The organism is Deltaproteobacteria bacterium (assembly GCA_016208165.1).
GTDB lineage: Bacteria > Desulfobacterota > Desulfarculia > JACQYL01 > JACQYL01 > JACQYL01.
Genome location: JACQYL010000074.1, coordinates 1 through 17,588 on the forward strand (window position 1 = coordinate 1; position 17,588 = coordinate 17,588).

General features: G+C 53.9%; 13 protein-coding genes and 5 tRNA genes. All 18 read left to right on the top strand.

Annotated features, from left to right (window positions below; translation table 11 throughout):
- The first annotated feature begins 804 nt into the window (after positions 1 to 804).
- Positions 805 to 880: transfer RNA gene (locus tag HY788_15415), tRNA-Thr, on the top strand.
- A gap of 68 nt (positions 881 to 948) precedes the next feature.
- Positions 949 to 1,033, top strand: a tRNA-Tyr gene (locus HY788_15420).
- Between the two features lie 81 nt (positions 1,034 to 1,114).
- A tRNA-Gly gene (locus HY788_15425) sits at positions 1,115 to 1,191 on the top strand.
- A 7-nt stretch (positions 1,192 to 1,198) separates the two neighbouring features.
- Positions 1,199 to 1,276, top strand: a tRNA-Thr gene (locus tag HY788_15430).
- Between the two features lie 34 nt (positions 1,277 to 1,310).
- On the top strand, positions 1,311 to 2,504 hold the full coding sequence (gene tuf, locus HY788_15435) for an elongation factor Tu (GenBank protein MBI4775536.1): 1,194 nt from the start codon (positions 1,311 to 1,313) through the stop codon (positions 2,502 to 2,504).
- Positions 2,505 to 2,510: 6 nt separating this feature from the next.
- On the top strand, positions 2,511 to 2,660 hold the full coding sequence (gene rpmG, locus HY788_15440) for a 50S ribosomal protein L33 (protein ID MBI4775537.1): 150 nt from the start codon (positions 2,511 to 2,513) through the stop codon (positions 2,658 to 2,660).
- A gap of 32 nt (positions 2,661 to 2,692) precedes the next feature.
- A tRNA-Trp gene (locus tag HY788_15445) sits at positions 2,693 to 2,769 on the top strand.
- Between the two features lie 39 nt (positions 2,770 to 2,808).
- On the top strand, positions 2,809 to 3,186 hold the full coding sequence (secE, locus tag HY788_15450) for a preprotein translocase subunit SecE (GenBank protein MBI4775538.1): 378 nt from the start codon (positions 2,809 to 2,811) through the stop codon (positions 3,184 to 3,186).
- 9 nt (positions 3,187 to 3,195) lie between these two features.
- Complete coding sequence (gene nusG, locus HY788_15455) at positions 3,196 to 3,726, top strand: transcription termination/antitermination protein NusG (protein ID MBI4775539.1); 531 nt, start codon at positions 3,196 to 3,198, stop codon at positions 3,724 to 3,726.
- A gap of 144 nt (positions 3,727 to 3,870) precedes the next feature.
- Complete coding sequence (gene rplK, locus HY788_15460) at positions 3,871 to 4,293, top strand: 50S ribosomal protein L11 (protein MBI4775540.1); 423 nt, start codon at positions 3,871 to 3,873, stop codon at positions 4,291 to 4,293.
- 24 nt (positions 4,294 to 4,317) lie between these two features.
- Complete coding sequence (locus HY788_15465) at positions 4,318 to 5,025, top strand: 50S ribosomal protein L1 (protein ID MBI4775541.1); 708 nt, start codon at positions 4,318 to 4,320, stop codon at positions 5,023 to 5,025.
- 29 nt (positions 5,026 to 5,054) lie between these two features.
- Complete coding sequence (locus HY788_15470) at positions 5,055 to 5,579, top strand: 50S ribosomal protein L10 (protein ID MBI4775542.1); 525 nt, start codon at positions 5,055 to 5,057, stop codon at positions 5,577 to 5,579.
- Positions 5,580 to 5,671: 92 nt separating this feature from the next.
- The gene (gene rplL / locus HY788_15475) at positions 5,672 to 6,049 is read left to right on the top strand and encodes a 50S ribosomal protein L7/L12 (protein MBI4775543.1); all 378 of its coding nucleotides are present in this window, start codon (positions 5,672 to 5,674) and stop codon (positions 6,047 to 6,049) included.
- Positions 6,050 to 6,422: 373 nt separating this feature from the next.
- On the top strand, positions 6,423 to 10,556 hold the full coding sequence (gene rpoB / locus HY788_15480; GenBank protein ID MBI4775544.1) for a DNA-directed RNA polymerase subunit beta: 4,134 nt from the start codon (positions 6,423 to 6,425) through the stop codon (positions 10,554 to 10,556).
- Positions 10,557 to 10,571: 15 nt separating this feature from the next.
- Positions 10,572 to 14,636, top strand: coding sequence for a DNA-directed RNA polymerase subunit beta' (gene rpoC, locus HY788_15485; protein ID MBI4775545.1), 4,065 nt, complete (start codon positions 10,572 to 10,574; stop codon positions 14,634 to 14,636).
- Positions 14,637 to 14,807: 171 nt separating this feature from the next.
- Positions 14,808 to 15,179 carry a 30S ribosomal protein S12 gene (locus HY788_15490; GenBank protein ID MBI4775546.1) on the top strand — a complete coding sequence of 124 codons (372 nt, stop codon included), beginning with the start codon at positions 14,808 to 14,810 and terminating at the stop codon, positions 15,177 to 15,179.
- A 17-nt stretch (positions 15,180 to 15,196) separates the two neighbouring features.
- Positions 15,197 to 15,667, top strand: coding sequence for a 30S ribosomal protein S7 (gene rpsG, locus HY788_15495; protein MBI4775547.1), 471 nt, complete (start codon positions 15,197 to 15,199; stop codon positions 15,665 to 15,667).
- Between the two features lie 122 nt (positions 15,668 to 15,789).
- Positions 15,790 to 17,588 (top strand): elongation factor G (gene fusA / locus HY788_15500; GenBank protein ID MBI4775548.1); only part of this gene is annotated, 1,799 nt, incomplete at its 3' end.

A 17,588-nucleotide genomic window follows, 5' to 3' on the forward strand; every position in this document is an offset into this window, starting at 1 on the left:
AGGACCGGCCCATGTCTTCTCCAACGCCTCGACCCTGGCCGCAGGAAGGCAGACATCGTGGTCGAAAATGGTCTTTTGCGTTCACTTAGGCCGAAACAAAACAATCCCCCAGAGGAACATATTGTGAATCAAATCAGATACTTATTATACAAGGCCCAAAAGAACAGTCAACCCCTAAATATCACTTTTACTTATATTTTCAACTAGATAGCTTTACTAAGAGGTTTTTACGAACTCATCAACTTTCAATGACCGGTACATGCCGCCGGAACGCCGGACTCGCCGGAATGAGATCAGCCCAAGTCGAAGTGAGGAGCCGGTGGGTGTATTTGGGTAGTATATCAAAAACGAACTCAAACACAATATCCGGCCTATGTCCGAATCGACCGATAGATTCACCATGCTTGCCAAACCTGCAACGCTGTCCGCGTTGAATAAGAAGAAAGGCATCATCCGCTAATCATGAAAATAGACGGTCCCGATTTCCGGAGGATCGGCTGCTTTATGGTCACCGGGCATTGCCTGAGTCGCCGTTTTGCTTGAACTATTCCTCTAATAGTAGTATAGGTGTCACAATCCTCAGCGCCCATCCGGCCCCGGCGTCCGGCCATAAAAAACGGATCGTTTCGGAATTCGGCCGTGAGAGGCGACGTTGGTGAACGTCCGGAGGTCCTCCGGAACGCCCCACTTTTTTTCTTGACACGGTCAAAAAAAATCTGGTATAGAACCTCTTCTATCTTGTAACGCTGCGCCGGGGCTCGGCTGGATATGTAGAGGGCCGGTCCGAAAACGCCCAGGTCGTCCGCTGGCGTAGCTCAATTGGTAGAGCAGCTGATTTGTAATCAGCCGGTTGCGGGTTCGAGTCCCATCGCCAGCTCCAAGAAATTCCAGATGAGTTAAGACACCGGGAAATACGGATTGTTGCCTGTCCTTAAGTCATTCCTTAGTGGAGAGGTTCCCGAGCGGCCAAAGGGAACAGACTGTAAATCTGTCGGCTAAGCCTTCGGAGGTTCGAATCCTCCCCTCTCCACCACGTAGTTTTTGAGGGTATTGTAGGAGATCGCGGATCGTTAGTCACTACAACTCAAGAAAAAAGCCTCAGCTAAGCGTCCAAGCGGGAATAGCTCAGTTGGCTAGAGCGTCAGCCTTCCAAGCTGAGGGTCGCGGGTTCGAATCCCGTTTCCCGCTCCATTGCATAGCCCACGTAGCTCAGTAGGTAGAGCACTTCCTTGGTAAGGAAGAGGTTTCACCGGTTCGACCCCGGTCGTGGGCTCCATTTACCTTTTTCGATTGCTGAAGGAGGAATTATCGTGGCCAAGCAGAAATTCGAGCGGACGAAGCCTCATGTCAACGTGGGGACGATAGGACATATAGATCATGGTAAGACGACGTTGACATCTGCAATCACGAAGCATTTGGCAAAGAAGGGATGGGCGGAGTATGTGGCGTTCGAGGACATCGACAAGGCGCCGGAGGAGCGGGAGCGAGGGATCACGATAGCGACGGCGCATGTGGAGTATCAGACCTTGAAGCGTCATTACGCGCACGTGGATTGTCCGGGTCATGCGGATTATATCAAGAATATGATCACGGGTGCGGCGCAGATGGACGGAGCGATATTGGTGGTGGGAGCGGACGACGGACCGATGCCGCAGACGCGGGAGCACATATTGTTGGCGCGTCAGGTGGGAGTGCCGGCGATCGTGGTGTTTTTGAACAAAGTGGACATGGTGGACGACGAGGAGCTGATCGAGCTGGTGGAGTTGGAGCTTCGGGAGTTATTGTCCAAGTACGAGTTTCCCGGGGACGACATACCGATCGTACGGGGAAGTGCATTGAAGGCGTTGCAGAGCGACGATCCGAACAGCGAGGATGCGAAGGCGATTTTTGAATTGATGGATGCGGTGGACGAGTACATACCGGAGCCGGTTCGGGATGTGGACAAGCCGTTTTTGATGCCGATCGAGGACGTATTCAGTATATCGGGACGTGGAACGGTGGTGACGGGTCGAGTGGAGCGAGGGATCGTGAGAGTGGGCGACGAGGTGGAGATCATAGGGATACGGCCCACGCAGAAGACGGTGGTCACCGGAGTGGAGATGTTCCGTAAGATCTTGGACGAGGGTCGCGCGGGGGACAACATAGGGGTGTTGTTGCGCGGGACGAAGCGGGACGAGGTGGAGCGGGGCCAGGTAGTGGCGTTGCCGGGGTCGATCACGCCGCACACGAAGTTCAAGGCGGAGGTGTACGTATTGGCGAAGGAAGAAGGTGGTCGCCACACGCCGTTTTGCAACGGATACCGGCCGCAGTTTTACTTTCGGACGACGGACGTGACTGGAGTAGTGACGTTGCCCGAGGGAGTGGAGATGGTGATGCCGGGAGACAACGTGAGCGTCGAAGTGAACCTGATCATGCCCATCGCCATGGAGAAAGAGCTTCGTTTTGCGATCCGCGAAGGCGGCCGGACGGTCGGCGCCGGCGTCATCAGCGACATTATTGAGTAGAGGTGAATGAGAGATATCGTTACGTTGGCGTGTACGGAATGCAAGCAACGCAACTACACGACCACAAGAAACAAGAGACGCACGCCGGACAAACTGGAATTCAAAAAGTTTTGCCGGTTCTGTCGAATTCATACGGTTCATAAAGAAACGAAGTAGAGCTGTCGAAAGAGTGGTGGAGTAGACGCAGCAGGCCAGTAGCTCTAACGGCTAGAGCACCGGACTCCAAATCCGGGTGATGGGGGTTCGAATCCCTCCTGGCCTGCCACTTTTGCACATTTGCCGAATCAGAATGAGACCGTGATCCATGGCCAAGCCTAAGAACAACAACGAAAAAAGCTCCACAAAAAGCGTGCGGAAGCCTTCTGAAGCCAACTCCGTTGCAGCACGGACAAGCGGCGGCGAAGTGTCGGACCAAAACGGCGCGAACAACAAAAAGGAGAAAGGCCAGGTTAAGGCATCCGCCAAGCGGGCGAAGCCAGGGCCCGCAAAGCCCAATTTCATCGACAAAGCCAGGCACTTTTTACGAGAGGTCAAGATCGAGCTGAAAAAGGTGACGTGGCCTTCACGAAAGGAAGCGGCCGGAACTACGGCTGTCGTCCTTGTATTAGTGGCCATTCTATCCATTTATCTGGGTATTGTGGATGCGGGTTTGACCTCGGCACTGACCAGCCTTATGCGCTAGAAGCAGTGTATGGAAATGAATTGGTACATCATTCATACCTATTCGGGATATGAGAACAAGGTGAAGGTGGCCTTGGAGGAACGGATTCGGATGTTTCATATGGAGGAGTATTTCGACCGTGTTCTCGTACCGACCGAGCAGGTAGTCGAGCTCGTGAAAGGGGAACGCAAGACCTCTTCCAGGAAGTTTTATCCCGGTTACGTCCTGATTCGGATGGTGATGAACGAAGATTCTTGGCACCTCGTAAAAGATACTCCTAAAGTGTCCGGTTTTATTGGGGACGGAAGTCTTCCTATTGCGATCCCGGAAGCGGAAGCCCTCGCCATTTTGTCGCAAATGGAGAAGGGCACCGTTCAGCCAAAGCCCAAATATGCGTTCGCGGAAGGTGACGAGGTCCGTGTCATTGACGGTCCTTTCTCGAATTTTACGGGCATTGTCGAGGAGGTAAAGGCGGATAAAGCAAAGCTTCGTGTGCTCATTAGTATTTTCGGAAGGGCTACGCCCGTTGAACTGGAATTTATCCAAGTGACCAAGATCTGACCAGACTTTCGAGAGGCTGATAAAGCGGATCGGGAGCATTCGCCTTATGAGGGCGAAGTAGTGCGGCGATAGACGAGCTTAACACAAATGGAAAATCGAGACGGATGTCGAACCGCGCGGTGATATAGCAAGGAGTAAACGCATATGGCTAAAAAAGTGATTGCAAACATCAAGCTCCAGGTACCCGGCGGTCAGGCAAACCCATCGCCGCCCATCGGCCCGGCGTTGGGTCAGCATGGGGTCAACATAATGGACTTCTGTAAGGCGTTCAACGCCCGAACCAAAAATCAGGAGGGCGTCATCACACCGGTGGTCATTACGGTGTACGCCGATCGATCGTTTACCTTCATAACCAAGACGCCCCCGGTGAGCATACTGCTGAAGCAGGCGGCGGGCGTGGCTAAGGGGTCCCCGGAGCCCAATCGGGAAAGGGTGGGGAAAGTTACAATCGCTCAGGTGGAAGAAATCGCCAAACAGAAGATGCCGGACCTAAACGCTGTAAACCTCGAGGGAGCCGTCAGAATCGTCAAGGGCACCGCCAGAAGTATGGGCATTGAGGTCGGTTAAAGATAAGTCTTCGGAGTTGAGGCTATGCCAAAAACAGGAAAGAAATTTCAATCAGCCAGGGAAAAGGTAGACAGAACCAAGAAGTATACGTTCGAAGAGGGACTGGAACTCGCTCTGATGACTCGATACGCCCGGTTTGACGAGTCCGTGGATATAGCCGTGCGCCTGGGCGTCGATCCCCGTCATGCGGATCAGATGGTCCGAGGCACGGTGGTGCTTCCTCACGGCACGGGAAAGATGGCGCGAGTACTGGTCTTTGCTAAAGGTGAAAAAGAAAAAGAGGCCCAGGACGCGGGCGCCGACTATGTAGGCTCGGATGAGCTGGTCGAGAAGATCAAGGAGGGATGGCTCGAATTCGACAAGGCCGTGGCTACTCCCGACATGATGGGCGCTGTGGGTAAATTGGGTCGTATACTGGGCCCGAGGGGTTTGATGCCCAACGCAAAAGTCGGAACGGTGACTTTTGATGTGGGACGCGCCGTGAAGGAACTCAAGGCTGGAAAGATTGAATTCCGGGTGGATCGGACAGGGGTGGTTCATGCGCCGATGGGAAAGACCTCGTTTGGATCCGAGAAGCTGCGAGAAAATCTTGCATCCTTTCTTGACGTGATTATGAGAGCGAAACCTTCGAGCAGTAAGGGCACTTACTTGAAAAGCGTCGCCATATCGACCACCATGGGTCCCGGCATCAAAATCGATCCCAACGACATACGCGTACTCACAAAAGCGTAGGCGCCCGGCTGGACAGGAGGTTTGGACCATTGAAACGTGAAAAAAAAGAAGAGGTCGTAGCGGAGATGCGGGATGTTCTCGCCCGCACTCGAATGGCCATATTGGCGGATTACAAAGGATTGAACGTCGAGTCGATCACTCAAATCCGCAACAGCCTCAGGGATGCAGGTATAGAATTCCGTGTCGTCAAGAACACCTTGGCGAGGCTGGCGAGTAAAGAGACCAACATTGAGAAATTGAATCCTTTTCTCAAAGGGCCGTCAGCCCTCGTCTTGAGTTATGATGACGTGGTGGCTCCTGCCAAGGTGATGGCCGAATTCACCAAGAAGTACCAGCGCCTGCAGATCAAGGCGGGTCTGCTTGAAGGTAAGGTGCTCACGCAGCAGGAAATCGGAGACCTGGCCAAACTTCCCAGTCGGGAAGTGCTGCTCTCCAAGCTGCTGTCCGCCATGAACGGTGTTCCGGGCGGTTTTGTACGTCTACTCGCCAACGTTCTACAGACATTCATGGGCACGTTGACCGCTATTCGTGACCAGAAAGAGAGCGCGCAGTAAACCTGGCGGCGAAAGCAGTTGTGAATAGACACACATCGCGGTTGGTGCCGGATATGTAATAAACCAAGGAGGATATGACCATGGCAGCCAATATAAGCAAGCAGGACGTGATCGATTTCATTTCCAATATGAGTGTTCTCGAACTCTCGGAAATGATCAAGGAGTTGGAGAACAAGTTCGGAGTTACCGCAGCAGCTCCCGTGGCTATGATGGCCGCAGCTCCGGGTGGAGAAGGAGCCGCTGCCGCTGAAGAAGAAAAGACTGAGTTTGATGTCGTTCTGACCGTTATCGGCGAGAAGAAAATCCAAGTCATCAAAGTCGTTCGCGCGATCACCGGGTTGGGACTCAAGGAAGCCAAAGATCTGGTTGAAAAGGCGCCGCAAGCGGTAAAAGAAGGAGTGGTCAAGGAAGAAGCAGAGGACATCAAGAAACAGCTGGAAGAAGCTGGTGCTCAGGCAGAGATCAAGTAAACACATGTAACTCGTCCCTGAAAGCGGGGTCGGAACAGCTTGTTGCACCCTCATATATCATAGGATCGACTACGCAATCCGATTAACGGCGTGCCCTTTTTCGTCAGTGGAATCCGGGCTGGGCAGGAATCATCGACAGCAGTGTCGTGAGGTTTTTCTCAATGGGTCTTCTCGATCGTTTCTGCGAGACCTCAAATGCCGGGAATTCATGATCATGAGGAACGTCCAGACGATCAGATCTTCCTTTTCTCTCTTCCGCACAGGCTGGCGTATCGAGTCTAGCGCGTAAAGTCTCTTGTCTCCAAAAGGGACAAGAGACCTTCATATCGGACAAACACATATATATCCAACACTTAGAAAAGGATACCGATATATGTTGCTTGATGGCCGTTTGGTCCGGAAAAGTTTCGGTAAAATCAGTAAGGTTATCGACATTCCAAACTTAATTGACATGCAGAGGGATTCGTATGAGCGGTTCCTTCAAAAAGATGTCCCGCCTGAAGAACGTCAGGATATCGGATTGCAGGGAGCTTTCAAGAGTGTATTTCCGATTCGCGATTTCAGTGATACGTCCTCTCTGGATTTCGTCAAGTACCAGTTTGGAGATGTGAAATACGACAAGAAGGAGTGTATTACCAGGGGCATGACCTACGAGGCTCCTCTCAAGTTGACGGTACGCCTGACCGTGTACGACGTGGATAAAGAGACGGGGGCTCACAGCATCCGGGACATCAAGGAACAGGAGATCTATTTCGGCACCATTCCCCTCATGACCCGAAACGGCACCTTCATCGTCAATGGAACGGAAAGAGTGGTGGTCAGTCAATTGCATCGAAGTCCCGGCATTTTCTTCGATCACGACCGAGGGAAGACCCATTCGAGTGGGAAGCTGCTCTATTCAGCCCGAATCATTCCGTTGCGAGGCTCGTGGATCGACCTCGAATTCGATGCTAAAGATATTTTGCACGTGCGAATCGACCGGCGCAGAAAATTTCCGGTGACCCTTTTCCTGAAAGCTTTGGGCTACGACAAGCAAAAGCTTCTGGAGACGTTTTACACCTTGGAAACAATTGAGATCGATGACGGGAAACTGTGGCGTCCGGTCAGCGATGACACGCTGTTGGGTGAAAAGGCGGTAGAGGATATCGGGGATCCGCAGTCCGGTGAAGTCCTGCTTCAAAGGGACCGGCGCTTCACCAAAGCGGGACTGGCCAGGCTTCGGTCGGCTGGAATAGAGCGTGTGGAGTCGAAGTATGAAGAGGTGTTCGGGCGCTATCTGGGGGCCGACGCCGTTGACATGGAAACGGGCGAGGTATTGGCGGAGTCCAATGACGAGTTGACTCAGGACCTGCTTGAAGAACTTATAAAAGGCGGCATCAGACGACTTCAACTACTGGTGATACGAAGGCCAGAGCAGTCCACTTCGCTGCGAGATACTTTGGTCTTGGACAAGGTCAGGGACCGGGAAGAAGCGCTCATCGAGATATATCGAAAATTGCGTCCCAGCAACCCTCCGACCCAGGAAATCGCCACGAGGTTCGCGAGCCGTTTTTTCGACAACCTGTTTTCCGATTCCGAGCACTATGACCTGTCGCCGGTCGGCCGGATGAAGCTGAATCTGAAACTGGACACGGAAGACATACCGATGTCTCAGCGTACGTTAAGGCCCGAAGACATCATTCTCGCCGTGAAACATCTCATCGAGCTGAAGGAGAAGGAAGGACAGCCGGACGACATCGATCATCTGGGAAATCGTCGGGTGAGGGGCGTGGGCGAGTTGCTCGAGAACCAGTATCGCATCGGATTGGTCCGCATGGAGAGGGCCATCAAGGAACGAATGAGTCTTCAGGAGATCGAGACCTTGATGCCGCACGACCTTGTGAACCCCAAGCCGGTTTCCGCCGTTGTAAAAGAGTTTTTTGGGACCAGTCAGCTTTCCCAGTTCATGGACCAGACCAATCCACTGAGCGAAGTCACGCACAAACGGCGACTCAGCGCCCTGGGTCCCGGGGGACTGACACGTGAAAGGGCCGGTTTCGAAGTTCGAGACGTGCATCCAACCCATTACGGTCGAATTTGTCCCATTGAAACGCCGGAAGGCCCGAACATCGGACTGATTGTCTCCCTTTCCACGTATGCCCGCGTCAACGAGTTTGGATTCATAGAGACTCCCTATCGGGTGGTCGAGAAGGGTCGTGTCACCGCGAAAGTGGACTTCCTTACCGCGCTCGAGGAAAAAGAATACCCTATCGCGCAGGCCAACGCGCCCCTCGCTGAAGACGGTCGTTTTGTGCGCGACCTGGTTTCCTGTCGGGTGGGTGGTGAATTCACCATGGTGCCGCCGGATCGGGTCCGGTATATGGACGTTTCTCCCAACCAGTTGGTCAGCGTGGCGGCTTCTCTGATACCGTTCCTGGAAAACGACGACGCCAACAGGGCTCTCATGGGCTCCAATATGCAAAGGCAGGCGGTTCCGCTTCTCCAATGCGAGGCTCCTTTCGTGGGCACGGGGATGGAAAACGTCGTTGCGAAAGACTCCGGCGTCACGATCACTGCCCGGCGCAACGGTTTTGTTGAAGATGTGGATGCGACGCGCATCGTGCTTCGCTACGAGGACGGCAGTGCGGCGCCCCCCGCCGAGGGAGAACTGGACACCAAAGTAGAGATTTTCAAGCTGACCAAGTATCAACGATCGAACCAGAATACGTGTATCAATCAAAAACCCATCGTGGGGAAAGGCGATATTGTCCGGCCGGGCCAGATCATAGCCGACGGTCCGTCCACCGCCGGAGGAGAATTGGCGCTGGGCCGCAACGTAATGGCGGCTTTTATGAGCTGGGGCGGCTATAATTTCGAGGATTCCATTCTCGTGAGCGAACGTCTGGTCATGGATGATATCTATACGTCCATTCACATCGAGGAGTTCGAGGTCCTGGCCAGAGACACCAAATTGGGGGAGGAAGAGATCACGCGCGATATCCCCAATGTGGGTGAAGAAGCTCTCAGGAACCTGGATGAGAGCGGCATCATCCGTATCGGGGCGGAGGTCAATCCGGGCGACATCCTCGTAGGCAAAGTGACTCCCAAGGGCGAAACCATGTTGTCCCCTGAAGAGAAGCTGCTCCGGGCCATTTTCGGCGAAAAGGCCGGTGACGTAAAAGACACGTCTCTGAGAGTTCCTCCCGGAGTGGAAGGCATCGTTATCGATGCTCGGATTTTTTCCCGCCGCGGCGTCGAGAAGGACGGCCGCGCCAAGTTCATTGAAGATCGGGAAGTGGAGCGGTTGCACAAGGATCAGCAGGACGAAATCGAAGTCATAAAGAAAAACATTTTGGATCGGTTGGCGCCCCTGGTGGTCGACAAAGAGCTGCAGTCCGAACTGGTGGACTTGAAAGGACGCCAGATATTGGGGAGCAAGCAAAAGGTCACCCGCGATCTGTTCGAACAGGTTCCGGTACAACTCTGGAAAACCGTACGATTCAAGGATGGTGATAAGGCTCGACCCAAAATCGAACAGCTTCTGGATCTACACTCGGAGCAGACCGCACTGGTGCGAATGCTCTTCGAGGAAAGAATCGGCAAGCTGAAAAGGGGAGACGAGCTTCCTCCGGGTGTCATCAAAATGATCAAGGTCTACGTGGCCATCAAAAGGAAGCTCTCCGTCGGCGACAAAATGGCGGGAAGGCACGGCAATAAAGGCGTTGTCTCGCGTATTCTGCCGATGGAGGATATGCCGTTCTTCGAAGACGGAACCCCTGTCGATATTGTGTTGAACCCCCTTGGCGTTCCCTCTCGAATGAATGTCGGACAAGTGCTGGAGACGCACCTGGGATGGTGCACCCGGAAACTGGCGGAGCAGATCAGGGACCTCGTGGAGAAAGTCAATGCAGCCGAGGTTGTTCGGCAGAAACTGCGTCGCATCTTTTCAGACGACGAATATAAGAAATTCTTCGCCGAGTTGAGCGATGAGGAAGTAGTAGACCTTGCCAGGCGGACGAAAAAGGGCGTCTATATGGCTTCACCTGTATTCGATCGAGCGGAGGAAGACGAGATACGCGCCTGCCTCAAGGAAGCCGATTTGCCGTTGAGCGGGCAGTGCAAACTCCGCGACGGCCGCACGGGCGAGGAATTCGATCAGGAAGTAACGGTCGGAATTATGTATATCATGAAACTCCATCACTTGGTGGATGACAAGATTCACGCCCGTTCCATCGGCCCGTACTCGCTGGTGACCCAGCAGCCTCTTGGCGGAAAGGCTCAGTTCGGAGGACAACGACTGGGAGAAATGGAAGTCTGGGCAATGGAAGCTTACGGAGCGGCCTATAGTCTGCAGGAATTCCTGACCGTCAAATCCGACGATGTGGCCGGACGAACCCGCATGTATGAAAAGATTGTAAAGGGAGACAACGTTCTTGAGGCAGGTCTTCCCGAGTCGTTTAACGTATTGGTGAAGGAATTGAAAAGTCTTTGCCTGGACGTGGAACTTCTCGAAGGACCGGAAGCCTAGAACAGGGAGTTCACTATGGAAGACGTGTACAGCTTCTTTGCAAAGCCCAAAGACCCTTTAAATTATAGTGCCATTCGCATCGCGTTAGCTTCGCCGGAGAAGATTCTCGAGTGGTCGTACGGTGAGGTCAAGAAGCCCGAGACGATCAATTACCGAACGTTCAAGCCGGAACGGGAAGGGTTGTTCTGCGCGAAGATCTTTGGCCCGACCAAGGATTACGAATGCAACTGCGGAAAATATAAACGAATGAAACATCGCGGCGTAGTATGCGAGAAATGCGGTGTTGAAGTCATTCAGTCCAAAGTGAGGCGGGAGCGCATGGGGCACATTGCCCTGGCGACGCCCGTGGCTCACATCTGGTTTATGAAAAGCCTGCCGAGCAAGGTGGGCGTGCTGTTGGACATGACGCTGAAGGACCTGGAAAAGGTGCTTTATTTCGAATCCTACATCATCCTGGACCCCGGTGACACCCCCTTGGAAAAGAGGGCCTTACTCACAGAAGAGAAGTACCGCAGCGCCCGGGAAGAATACGGCCCGGACTCGTTTGAAGCGGGCATCGGCGCCGAGGCCATCCGCCAAATCCTGAGGTCCTTGAATTTGGAGGAGGAGTCGGAGCTGCTCCGGGAGGAGATGCTAAAGACCGGTTCCGAGACCAAGCGCAAAAAACTGGCCAAACGCCTTCGGGTGGTCGAGGCTTTCAAGGATTCCGGCAATAAGCCCGAATGGATGATTCTGGACGTAATTCCGGTGTTGCCTCCGGATCTGAGGCCTCTGGTTCCTCTTGAGGGGGGTCGTTTTGCCACCTCGGACCTGAATGATTTGTACCGAAGAGTCATCAATCGGAACAACCGCCTGAAACGATTACAGGAATTGAGCGCGCCCGACATTATTATCCGGAACGAGAAACGCATGCTTCAAGAGGCGGTGGACGTGCTGTTCGACAACGGTCGCCGGGGAAAGACCATAACCGGTCCTAACAAACGTCCGCTGAAATCCTTGAGTGACATGCTCAAGGGAAAGCAAGGCCGGTTTCGTCAGAACCTGCTCGGAAAGCGGGTGGACTATTCGGGCCGGTCGGTAATCGTGGTTGGACCGGATCTGAGGTTGCATCAGTGCGGGCTGCCCAAAAAAATGGCGCTCGAGCTGTTCAAACCGTTTATATACAATCGGCTGGAACGCAAGGGACTCGTCACAACGATCAAAAGCGCCAAGAAGATGGTGGAACGTGAAACTCCCGAGGTCTGGGACACGCTGGACGATGTGGTACGCGAATACCCGGTCCTGCTGAATCGTGCTCCCACGCTGCACCGTCTCGGGATCCAGGCGTTCGAACCCGTTCTCATCGAAGGCAAGGCCATTCAGCTTCACCCTCTGGTGTGCACGGCGTACAACGCGGACTTTGACGGGGATCAGATGGCCGTCCATGTTCCGTTGAGTATCGAGGCCCAGATCGAAGCCCGGGTGCTGATGATGTCTACCAATAACATCCTCAGTCCTGCCAACGGAGAACCGAATATTGTGCCCTCCCAGGACATTGTCCTTGGGATCTACTACATGACCCGGGAAAAGGCATTTGCCAGGGGCGAAGGAAAGGTCTTCAGTTCGCCCAAGGAGGTTCGCATTGCCCACGATGCCGGGGAAGCCGAACTGCACGCGGTCATCAAGGTACGCATGGACGGAAGCCTGGTGGACACCACCGTGGGAAGAGTGCTTCTCTTTGAGATCGTGCCGGATGGAATTCCATTTGAGGCTGTGAACAAGGTAATGACGAAGAAAGAACTCCGGAATCTTGTGGGACTCTGCTATCGCAACCGCGGCATCAAGGATACCGTCATCCTGTCGGACCGTTTGAAGGACCTTGGGTACAGCTACGCCACCAAGTCCGGCGTCTCCATATCCATTAAAGATATGGTGATTCCGAGGCACAAACAGATGATTATCGATCATGCCGCTCAGGAGGTGAAAACCATCGAGTCCCAGTATATCGACGGCGTCATCACCGGCGGAGAGAAATACAACAAGGTAGTGGACGTTTGGGCCAAAGCCACCGACCAGGTGGCTAGAGAGATGATGTCCGAAATCTCCACGGATACCGTCACGGATGAAAATGGAAACAAGGAGACGATCAGCAGTTTCAATCCCATTTTCATGATGGCGGACTCCGGGAGCCGCGGCAGCAAGGATCAGATGCGCCAGCTCGCAGGTATGCGAGGCCTCATGGCCAAGCCTTCCGGAGAGATCATCGAAACTCCCATTACGGCCAATTTCAGGGAAGGCCTCACCGTGCTTCAGTACTTCATTTCCACGCACGGCGCCCGAAAAGGATTGGCGGACACGGCTCTGAAAACGGCGAACTCGGGATACCTCACCCGCCGTCTGGTGGACGTGGCCCAGGATACGATTGTCTGGGAGAAGGACTGCGGGACCATGGGCGGAATCGATGTCGAGGCGTTGCGCGAGGCCGGTGAGGTCATCGAGCCGCTGGGAGAGCGAGTCATCGGTCGCCTCGCCGCGGAAACGGTCAGGGATCCATTTACCGGCGAAGTCGTGGTCGAGAGAAACCGGGAGATCGACGAGACGGTGGTAGACAAGATCGATGACGCCGGCATCGAACGAGTTCGGATCAGAAGCGTATTGACCTGTGAGTCGGTTCGAGGGGTCTGCGCCAACTGCTATGGACGGGACCTGGCCCACGGTAAGCGGGTCGAGATCGGAGAAGCGATCGGCATTATTGCAGCGCAATCCATTGGAGAGCCCGGTACGCAGTTGACGATGCGGACGTTCCATATAGGTGGTACGGCCAGCCGACGTATCGAAACAACGAGCATCGCCGCGCGAAACGAAGGAGTGATTCGGTTCGTGGACGTGACCACCGTCAAGAACAAAGATGGTGTGCGCGTGGTGATGAATCGGAATGGAGCGTTGACTGTTCTAAGCGAGAAGGGCCACGAAAGAGAGAAACACCCGGTGATATACGGCGCCGCGTTACGCGTCGAAGACGGCCAGAAAGTGAACCCGGGTCAACTGCTGGCTGAATGGGACCCGTTTACCACGCCCATTATCACCGCTATGCCGGGCCGGGTCAAGTTCGGGGACGTGGCGTTGGGCAAGACCATGAAAGAGAAAGTGGACGAGGTTACGGGCAAGGCCAGTAAGGTGATTTTGGAGTTCAAACACACCGATATGCGTCCCAGGGTCTCGATCAAGGATGAAGCCGGCAGGACTTTGAAGGTGGGTACTTCCGGTTCTATGGCCAGGTACTCGCTTCCCGTAGGCGCGATCATTACGGTAAACGAAGGCGATGACGTGTCCGCGGGAGACGTAGTGGCGAAAATACCCCGCGAGACCACCAAAACCAAGGACATTACGGGCGGTCTGCCGAGGGTGGCCGAATTGTTCGAGGTCCGGAAGCCGAAAGAACACGCCATCATCAGCGAGATCGACGGCACGGTGATCTTCGGCAAGCAGACCAAAGGCAAGCGAAAGGTGATCATCAAGCCGGAAGTGGGTGAGATCAAAGAATACTTGGTTCCCAAAGGCAAGCATATCAGCGTGCACGAAGGGGATTACGTGCGCGCCGGTGAGCCGCTGATGGATGGATCGGCCAATCCCCACGACATTCTGAGCGTCCTTGGGATTAAAGAGCTGGCGAAGTATCTGGTGAACGAAGTTCAGCAGGTGTACCGCCTCCAGGGCGTGCGGATCAATGACAAGCACATTGAGGTCATTGTCCGGCAGATGCTGAGAAGAGTTCGGATTAAAGATCCGGGAGACACGGGATTTCTTATCGGAGAACAGGTGGAGCGACCTCGATTCCAGGCGGAGAACGACCGCGTGTTGAGTGGGGGCGGCAGAGCTGCGGCTGGAGAACCCATGCTCGTTGGAATCACGAAAGCGTCTTTGAGCACGGAGAGTTTCATATCGGCGGCTTCCTTTCAAGAGACCACCCGAGTGTTGACGGATGCGAGTATTTCCGGAAAGGTTGATTATCTCAAGGGATTGAAGGAAAATGTGATTATGGGTCGCCTGATTCCAGCGGGCACCGGGTTGGATCGGTATCGAAAAATGATTGCCCCCTAGGCGTCTTGTTAGAAACGTCCGAGATGATTTATCTTGACATGGCAATCGAAGGGTAGTAAAAAAGCCCTTTTTAGCAGCTGCGCCAGCCACAGTGAATGCTCTTGGAAACAGGTCGCGGTTGAATCCATAGATTAGGCTACTTTTAGAAGTACTTGAACAGGGAATTTCATAATGCCGACGATCAACCAATTGGTTCGAAATGCCAGAGAACAGGTGAAGAAGAAGACATCTACGCCGGCGCTGAAGGGGTCACCCCAGAAACGAGGCGTCTGTCTTCGTGTCTACACGGCGACACCGAAGAAACCGAATTCGGCGTTGCGCAAAGTCGCGAGGGTACGGCTGACCAACGGGATGGAAGTGACTGCATACATTCCGGGTGAAGGACACAACCTACAGGAACACTCGGTAGTTCTCATCCGTGGAGGGCGCGTCAAGGACCTCCCTGGTGTACGTTATCACATCATCCGTGGCACCCTGGACACGTTGGGCGTGCAAGACCGCCGTCAGGGGCGTTCCAAATATGGGGCAAAACGGCCGAAGTAGGAGCAGGAGAATTCTCGATGCCCAGGAGAAGAGAAGTTCCCAAGAGACAAATATTGCCGGACCCGAAATACAACAGTCGATTGATTTCGCAGTTTGTAAACGGTCTCATGCGCGACGGAAAGAAGAGCACCGCCGAGCGGATTATGTATGGGGCTTTGAAACGCATCCAGGAAAAGATGAAGGAAGATCCGTTGAAGGTCTTCGAAAAGGCCATGGAGAACGTCAGACCCGCGTTGGAAGTCAAGTCTCGCAGGGTCGGCGGATCGACCTATCAAGTACCTGTGGAGATAAGAGGCGCACGAAGAACGGCCCTCGCCATCCGGTGGATTATTTCATTTGCGTTCAAACGGGGGGAGAAGGCCATGGAGTCCAAGCTGGCTGCAGAGTTTATGGATGCGGCGGGCAAGCGTGGCGCTTCGATAAAGAAGAAAGAAGATACGCACAAGATGGCCGAAGCCAATAAGGCATTCGCCCATTATCGGTGGTAATTTGTTTTGGGGGAGTTTCTGGAAAGATCCGGCGGCTCCCTTTACTGTCTAACGAATAAGGTCGTAAGGTGCCCGCTTCAGAACGTACCGTTTCTTTGCGCAACAACCGAAATATCGGGCTGATGGCCCATATTGACGCGGGAAAGACTACCACTACTGAGCGCATTTTATATTACACGGGCGTTTCGTACAAAATGGGAGAGGTCCATGAAGGCTCGGCCACCATGGACTGGATGGAACAGGAGCGAGAGCGGGGCATCACGATCACTTCGGCGGCAACGCCCTGCTTCTGGCGAAACTGCCGGATAAACATCATCGATACACCGGGCCATGTGGATTTAACAATCGAGGTCGAGCGTAGCCTGAGGGTATTGGATGGCGCAATCGGCGTGTTTTGCGCGGTGGGAGGCGTTGAGCCTCAGTCCGAAACGGTATGGAGGCAAGCGGACCGTTATCGCATTCCAAGAGTGGCCTTCATAAACAAAATGGATCGAACAGGCGCCGACCTGGATCGGTGCCTTGGAATGATGGAGACGCGCCTGAAGGCTCGTCCACTGTTGCTTCAGATTCCTATAGGTGAGGAACGGGATTTTCGAGGCATGGTGGATTTGATCAGAGGGAAGGCTCTGGTGTGGGACGGATCGTCGCTGGGTTCCGTTTTTCGCGAAGAGCCGGTACCGGATGAATTGAAAGACCAATACGAGCTTAGGCGGGAAAAGCTGTTTGAACACTTGGCGGACCTGGATGAAAGTGTGATGGAAGCGTACCTTGAAGGAAAACCGATGGGCGAAACCGAGCTGAAAGCGGCTGTGCGGAGAGCCACATTGGATCTGAAGGCCGTTCCCGTCTTTATAGGGTCCGCATTCAAGAATAAAGGGATTCAGCCGCTGCTGGACGGCGTAGTGGACTACTTGCCTTCTCCAATGGAAACAGGCGGCATCTCAGGCGTAAATCCTCAAGGCGAGATCGAGAACAGAACGGCCTCGGACGAGGCGCCTTTCTGCGCGCTGGCGTTTAAAATCATGACGGATCCCTACGTGGGACAGCTTACGTTCTTGAGAGTCTACGCGGGCCATATGCGATCAGGGACGCAGGTGCTCAATTCCAGCAAGAATGTGCGGGAAAAGGTCGGCAGACTGCTCAAGATGCATGCGGATAAGCGCGAAGAGATTAAACAGGTTTTTTCAGGCGATATCGTCGCGGCGGTAGGCCTGCGAAACACGGGAACGGGTGACACTCTTTGCGACGAATCCAGCCCGATCCTGCTTGAATCATTGGACGTTCCGGAACCTGTCATATCGATTTCCATAGCTCCCGAGTCCAAAGATGATGGAAAGAAGCTCCTCGAGGCATTGAGAAAGCTGGCCGCCGAAGACCCCTCCTTTCATGTAGGATTTAACGAGGAGACGGCTGAAACGATTATCGCTGGCATGGGAGAACTCCATCTCGAGATCCTGGTGGATCGGATCTTCCGGGAATTTAATGTAAGGGCGAAAGTGGGGACTCCCGAGGTGAGCTATAGAGAAACCCTGACCAGAGAAATTAGCCAGGAAGGCCGTTACATTCGGCAGAGCGGCGGTCGAGGGCAGTACGGGCATGTGGTCCTGAAACTTCAGCCGCTCGAAAAGGGGTCGGGGATTGAGTTTGAATCGAAGATCGTCGGCGGCGTTATTCCCAAAGAATACATCTCATCCGTACGAAAGGGAGTAGAAGAGGCTTTGGGCACAGGCCCCTTGGCCGGCTATCCCATGGTAGATGTCAAGGTCACGCTGCTGGATGGATCTTATCACGAAGTAGATTCTTCGGACCGGGCGTTTCATATCGCCGCCTCAATGGCTGTGAAAGAAGGCTCACGAAAAGCGGCACCTATACTTCTGGAGCCCATTATGAAGGTAGAAGTGGTTTCTCCGGAAGAGTTCGT

Bases quoted from the DNA above. Each gene is read 5' to 3' on its own strand.
- rpmG (MBI4775537.1), top strand. From the start codon at position 2,511: ATGAGAGATATCGTTACGTTGGCGTGTACGGAATGCAAGCAACGCAAC.
- secE (MBI4775538.1), top strand. From the start codon at position 2,809: ATGGCCAAGCCTAAGAACAACAACGAAAAAAGCTCCACAAAAAGCGTG.
- nusG (MBI4775539.1), top strand. From the start codon at position 3,196: ATGGAAATGAATTGGTACATCATTCATACCTATTCGGGATATGAGAAC.
- rplK (MBI4775540.1), top strand. From the start codon at position 3,871: ATGGCTAAAAAAGTGATTGCAAACATCAAGCTCCAGGTACCCGGCGGT.
- HY788_15465 (MBI4775541.1), top strand. From the start codon at position 4,318: ATGCCAAAAACAGGAAAGAAATTTCAATCAGCCAGGGAAAAGGTAGAC.
- rpoB (MBI4775544.1), top strand. From the start codon at position 6,423: ATGTTGCTTGATGGCCGTTTGGTCCGGAAAAGTTTCGGTAAAATCAGT.
- rpoC (MBI4775545.1), top strand. From the start codon at position 10,572: ATGGAAGACGTGTACAGCTTCTTTGCAAAGCCCAAAGACCCTTTAAAT.
- HY788_15490 (MBI4775546.1), top strand. From the start codon at position 14,808: ATGCCGACGATCAACCAATTGGTTCGAAATGCCAGAGAACAGGTGAAG.
- rpsG (MBI4775547.1), top strand. From the start codon at position 15,197: ATGCCCAGGAGAAGAGAAGTTCCCAAGAGACAAATATTGCCGGACCCG.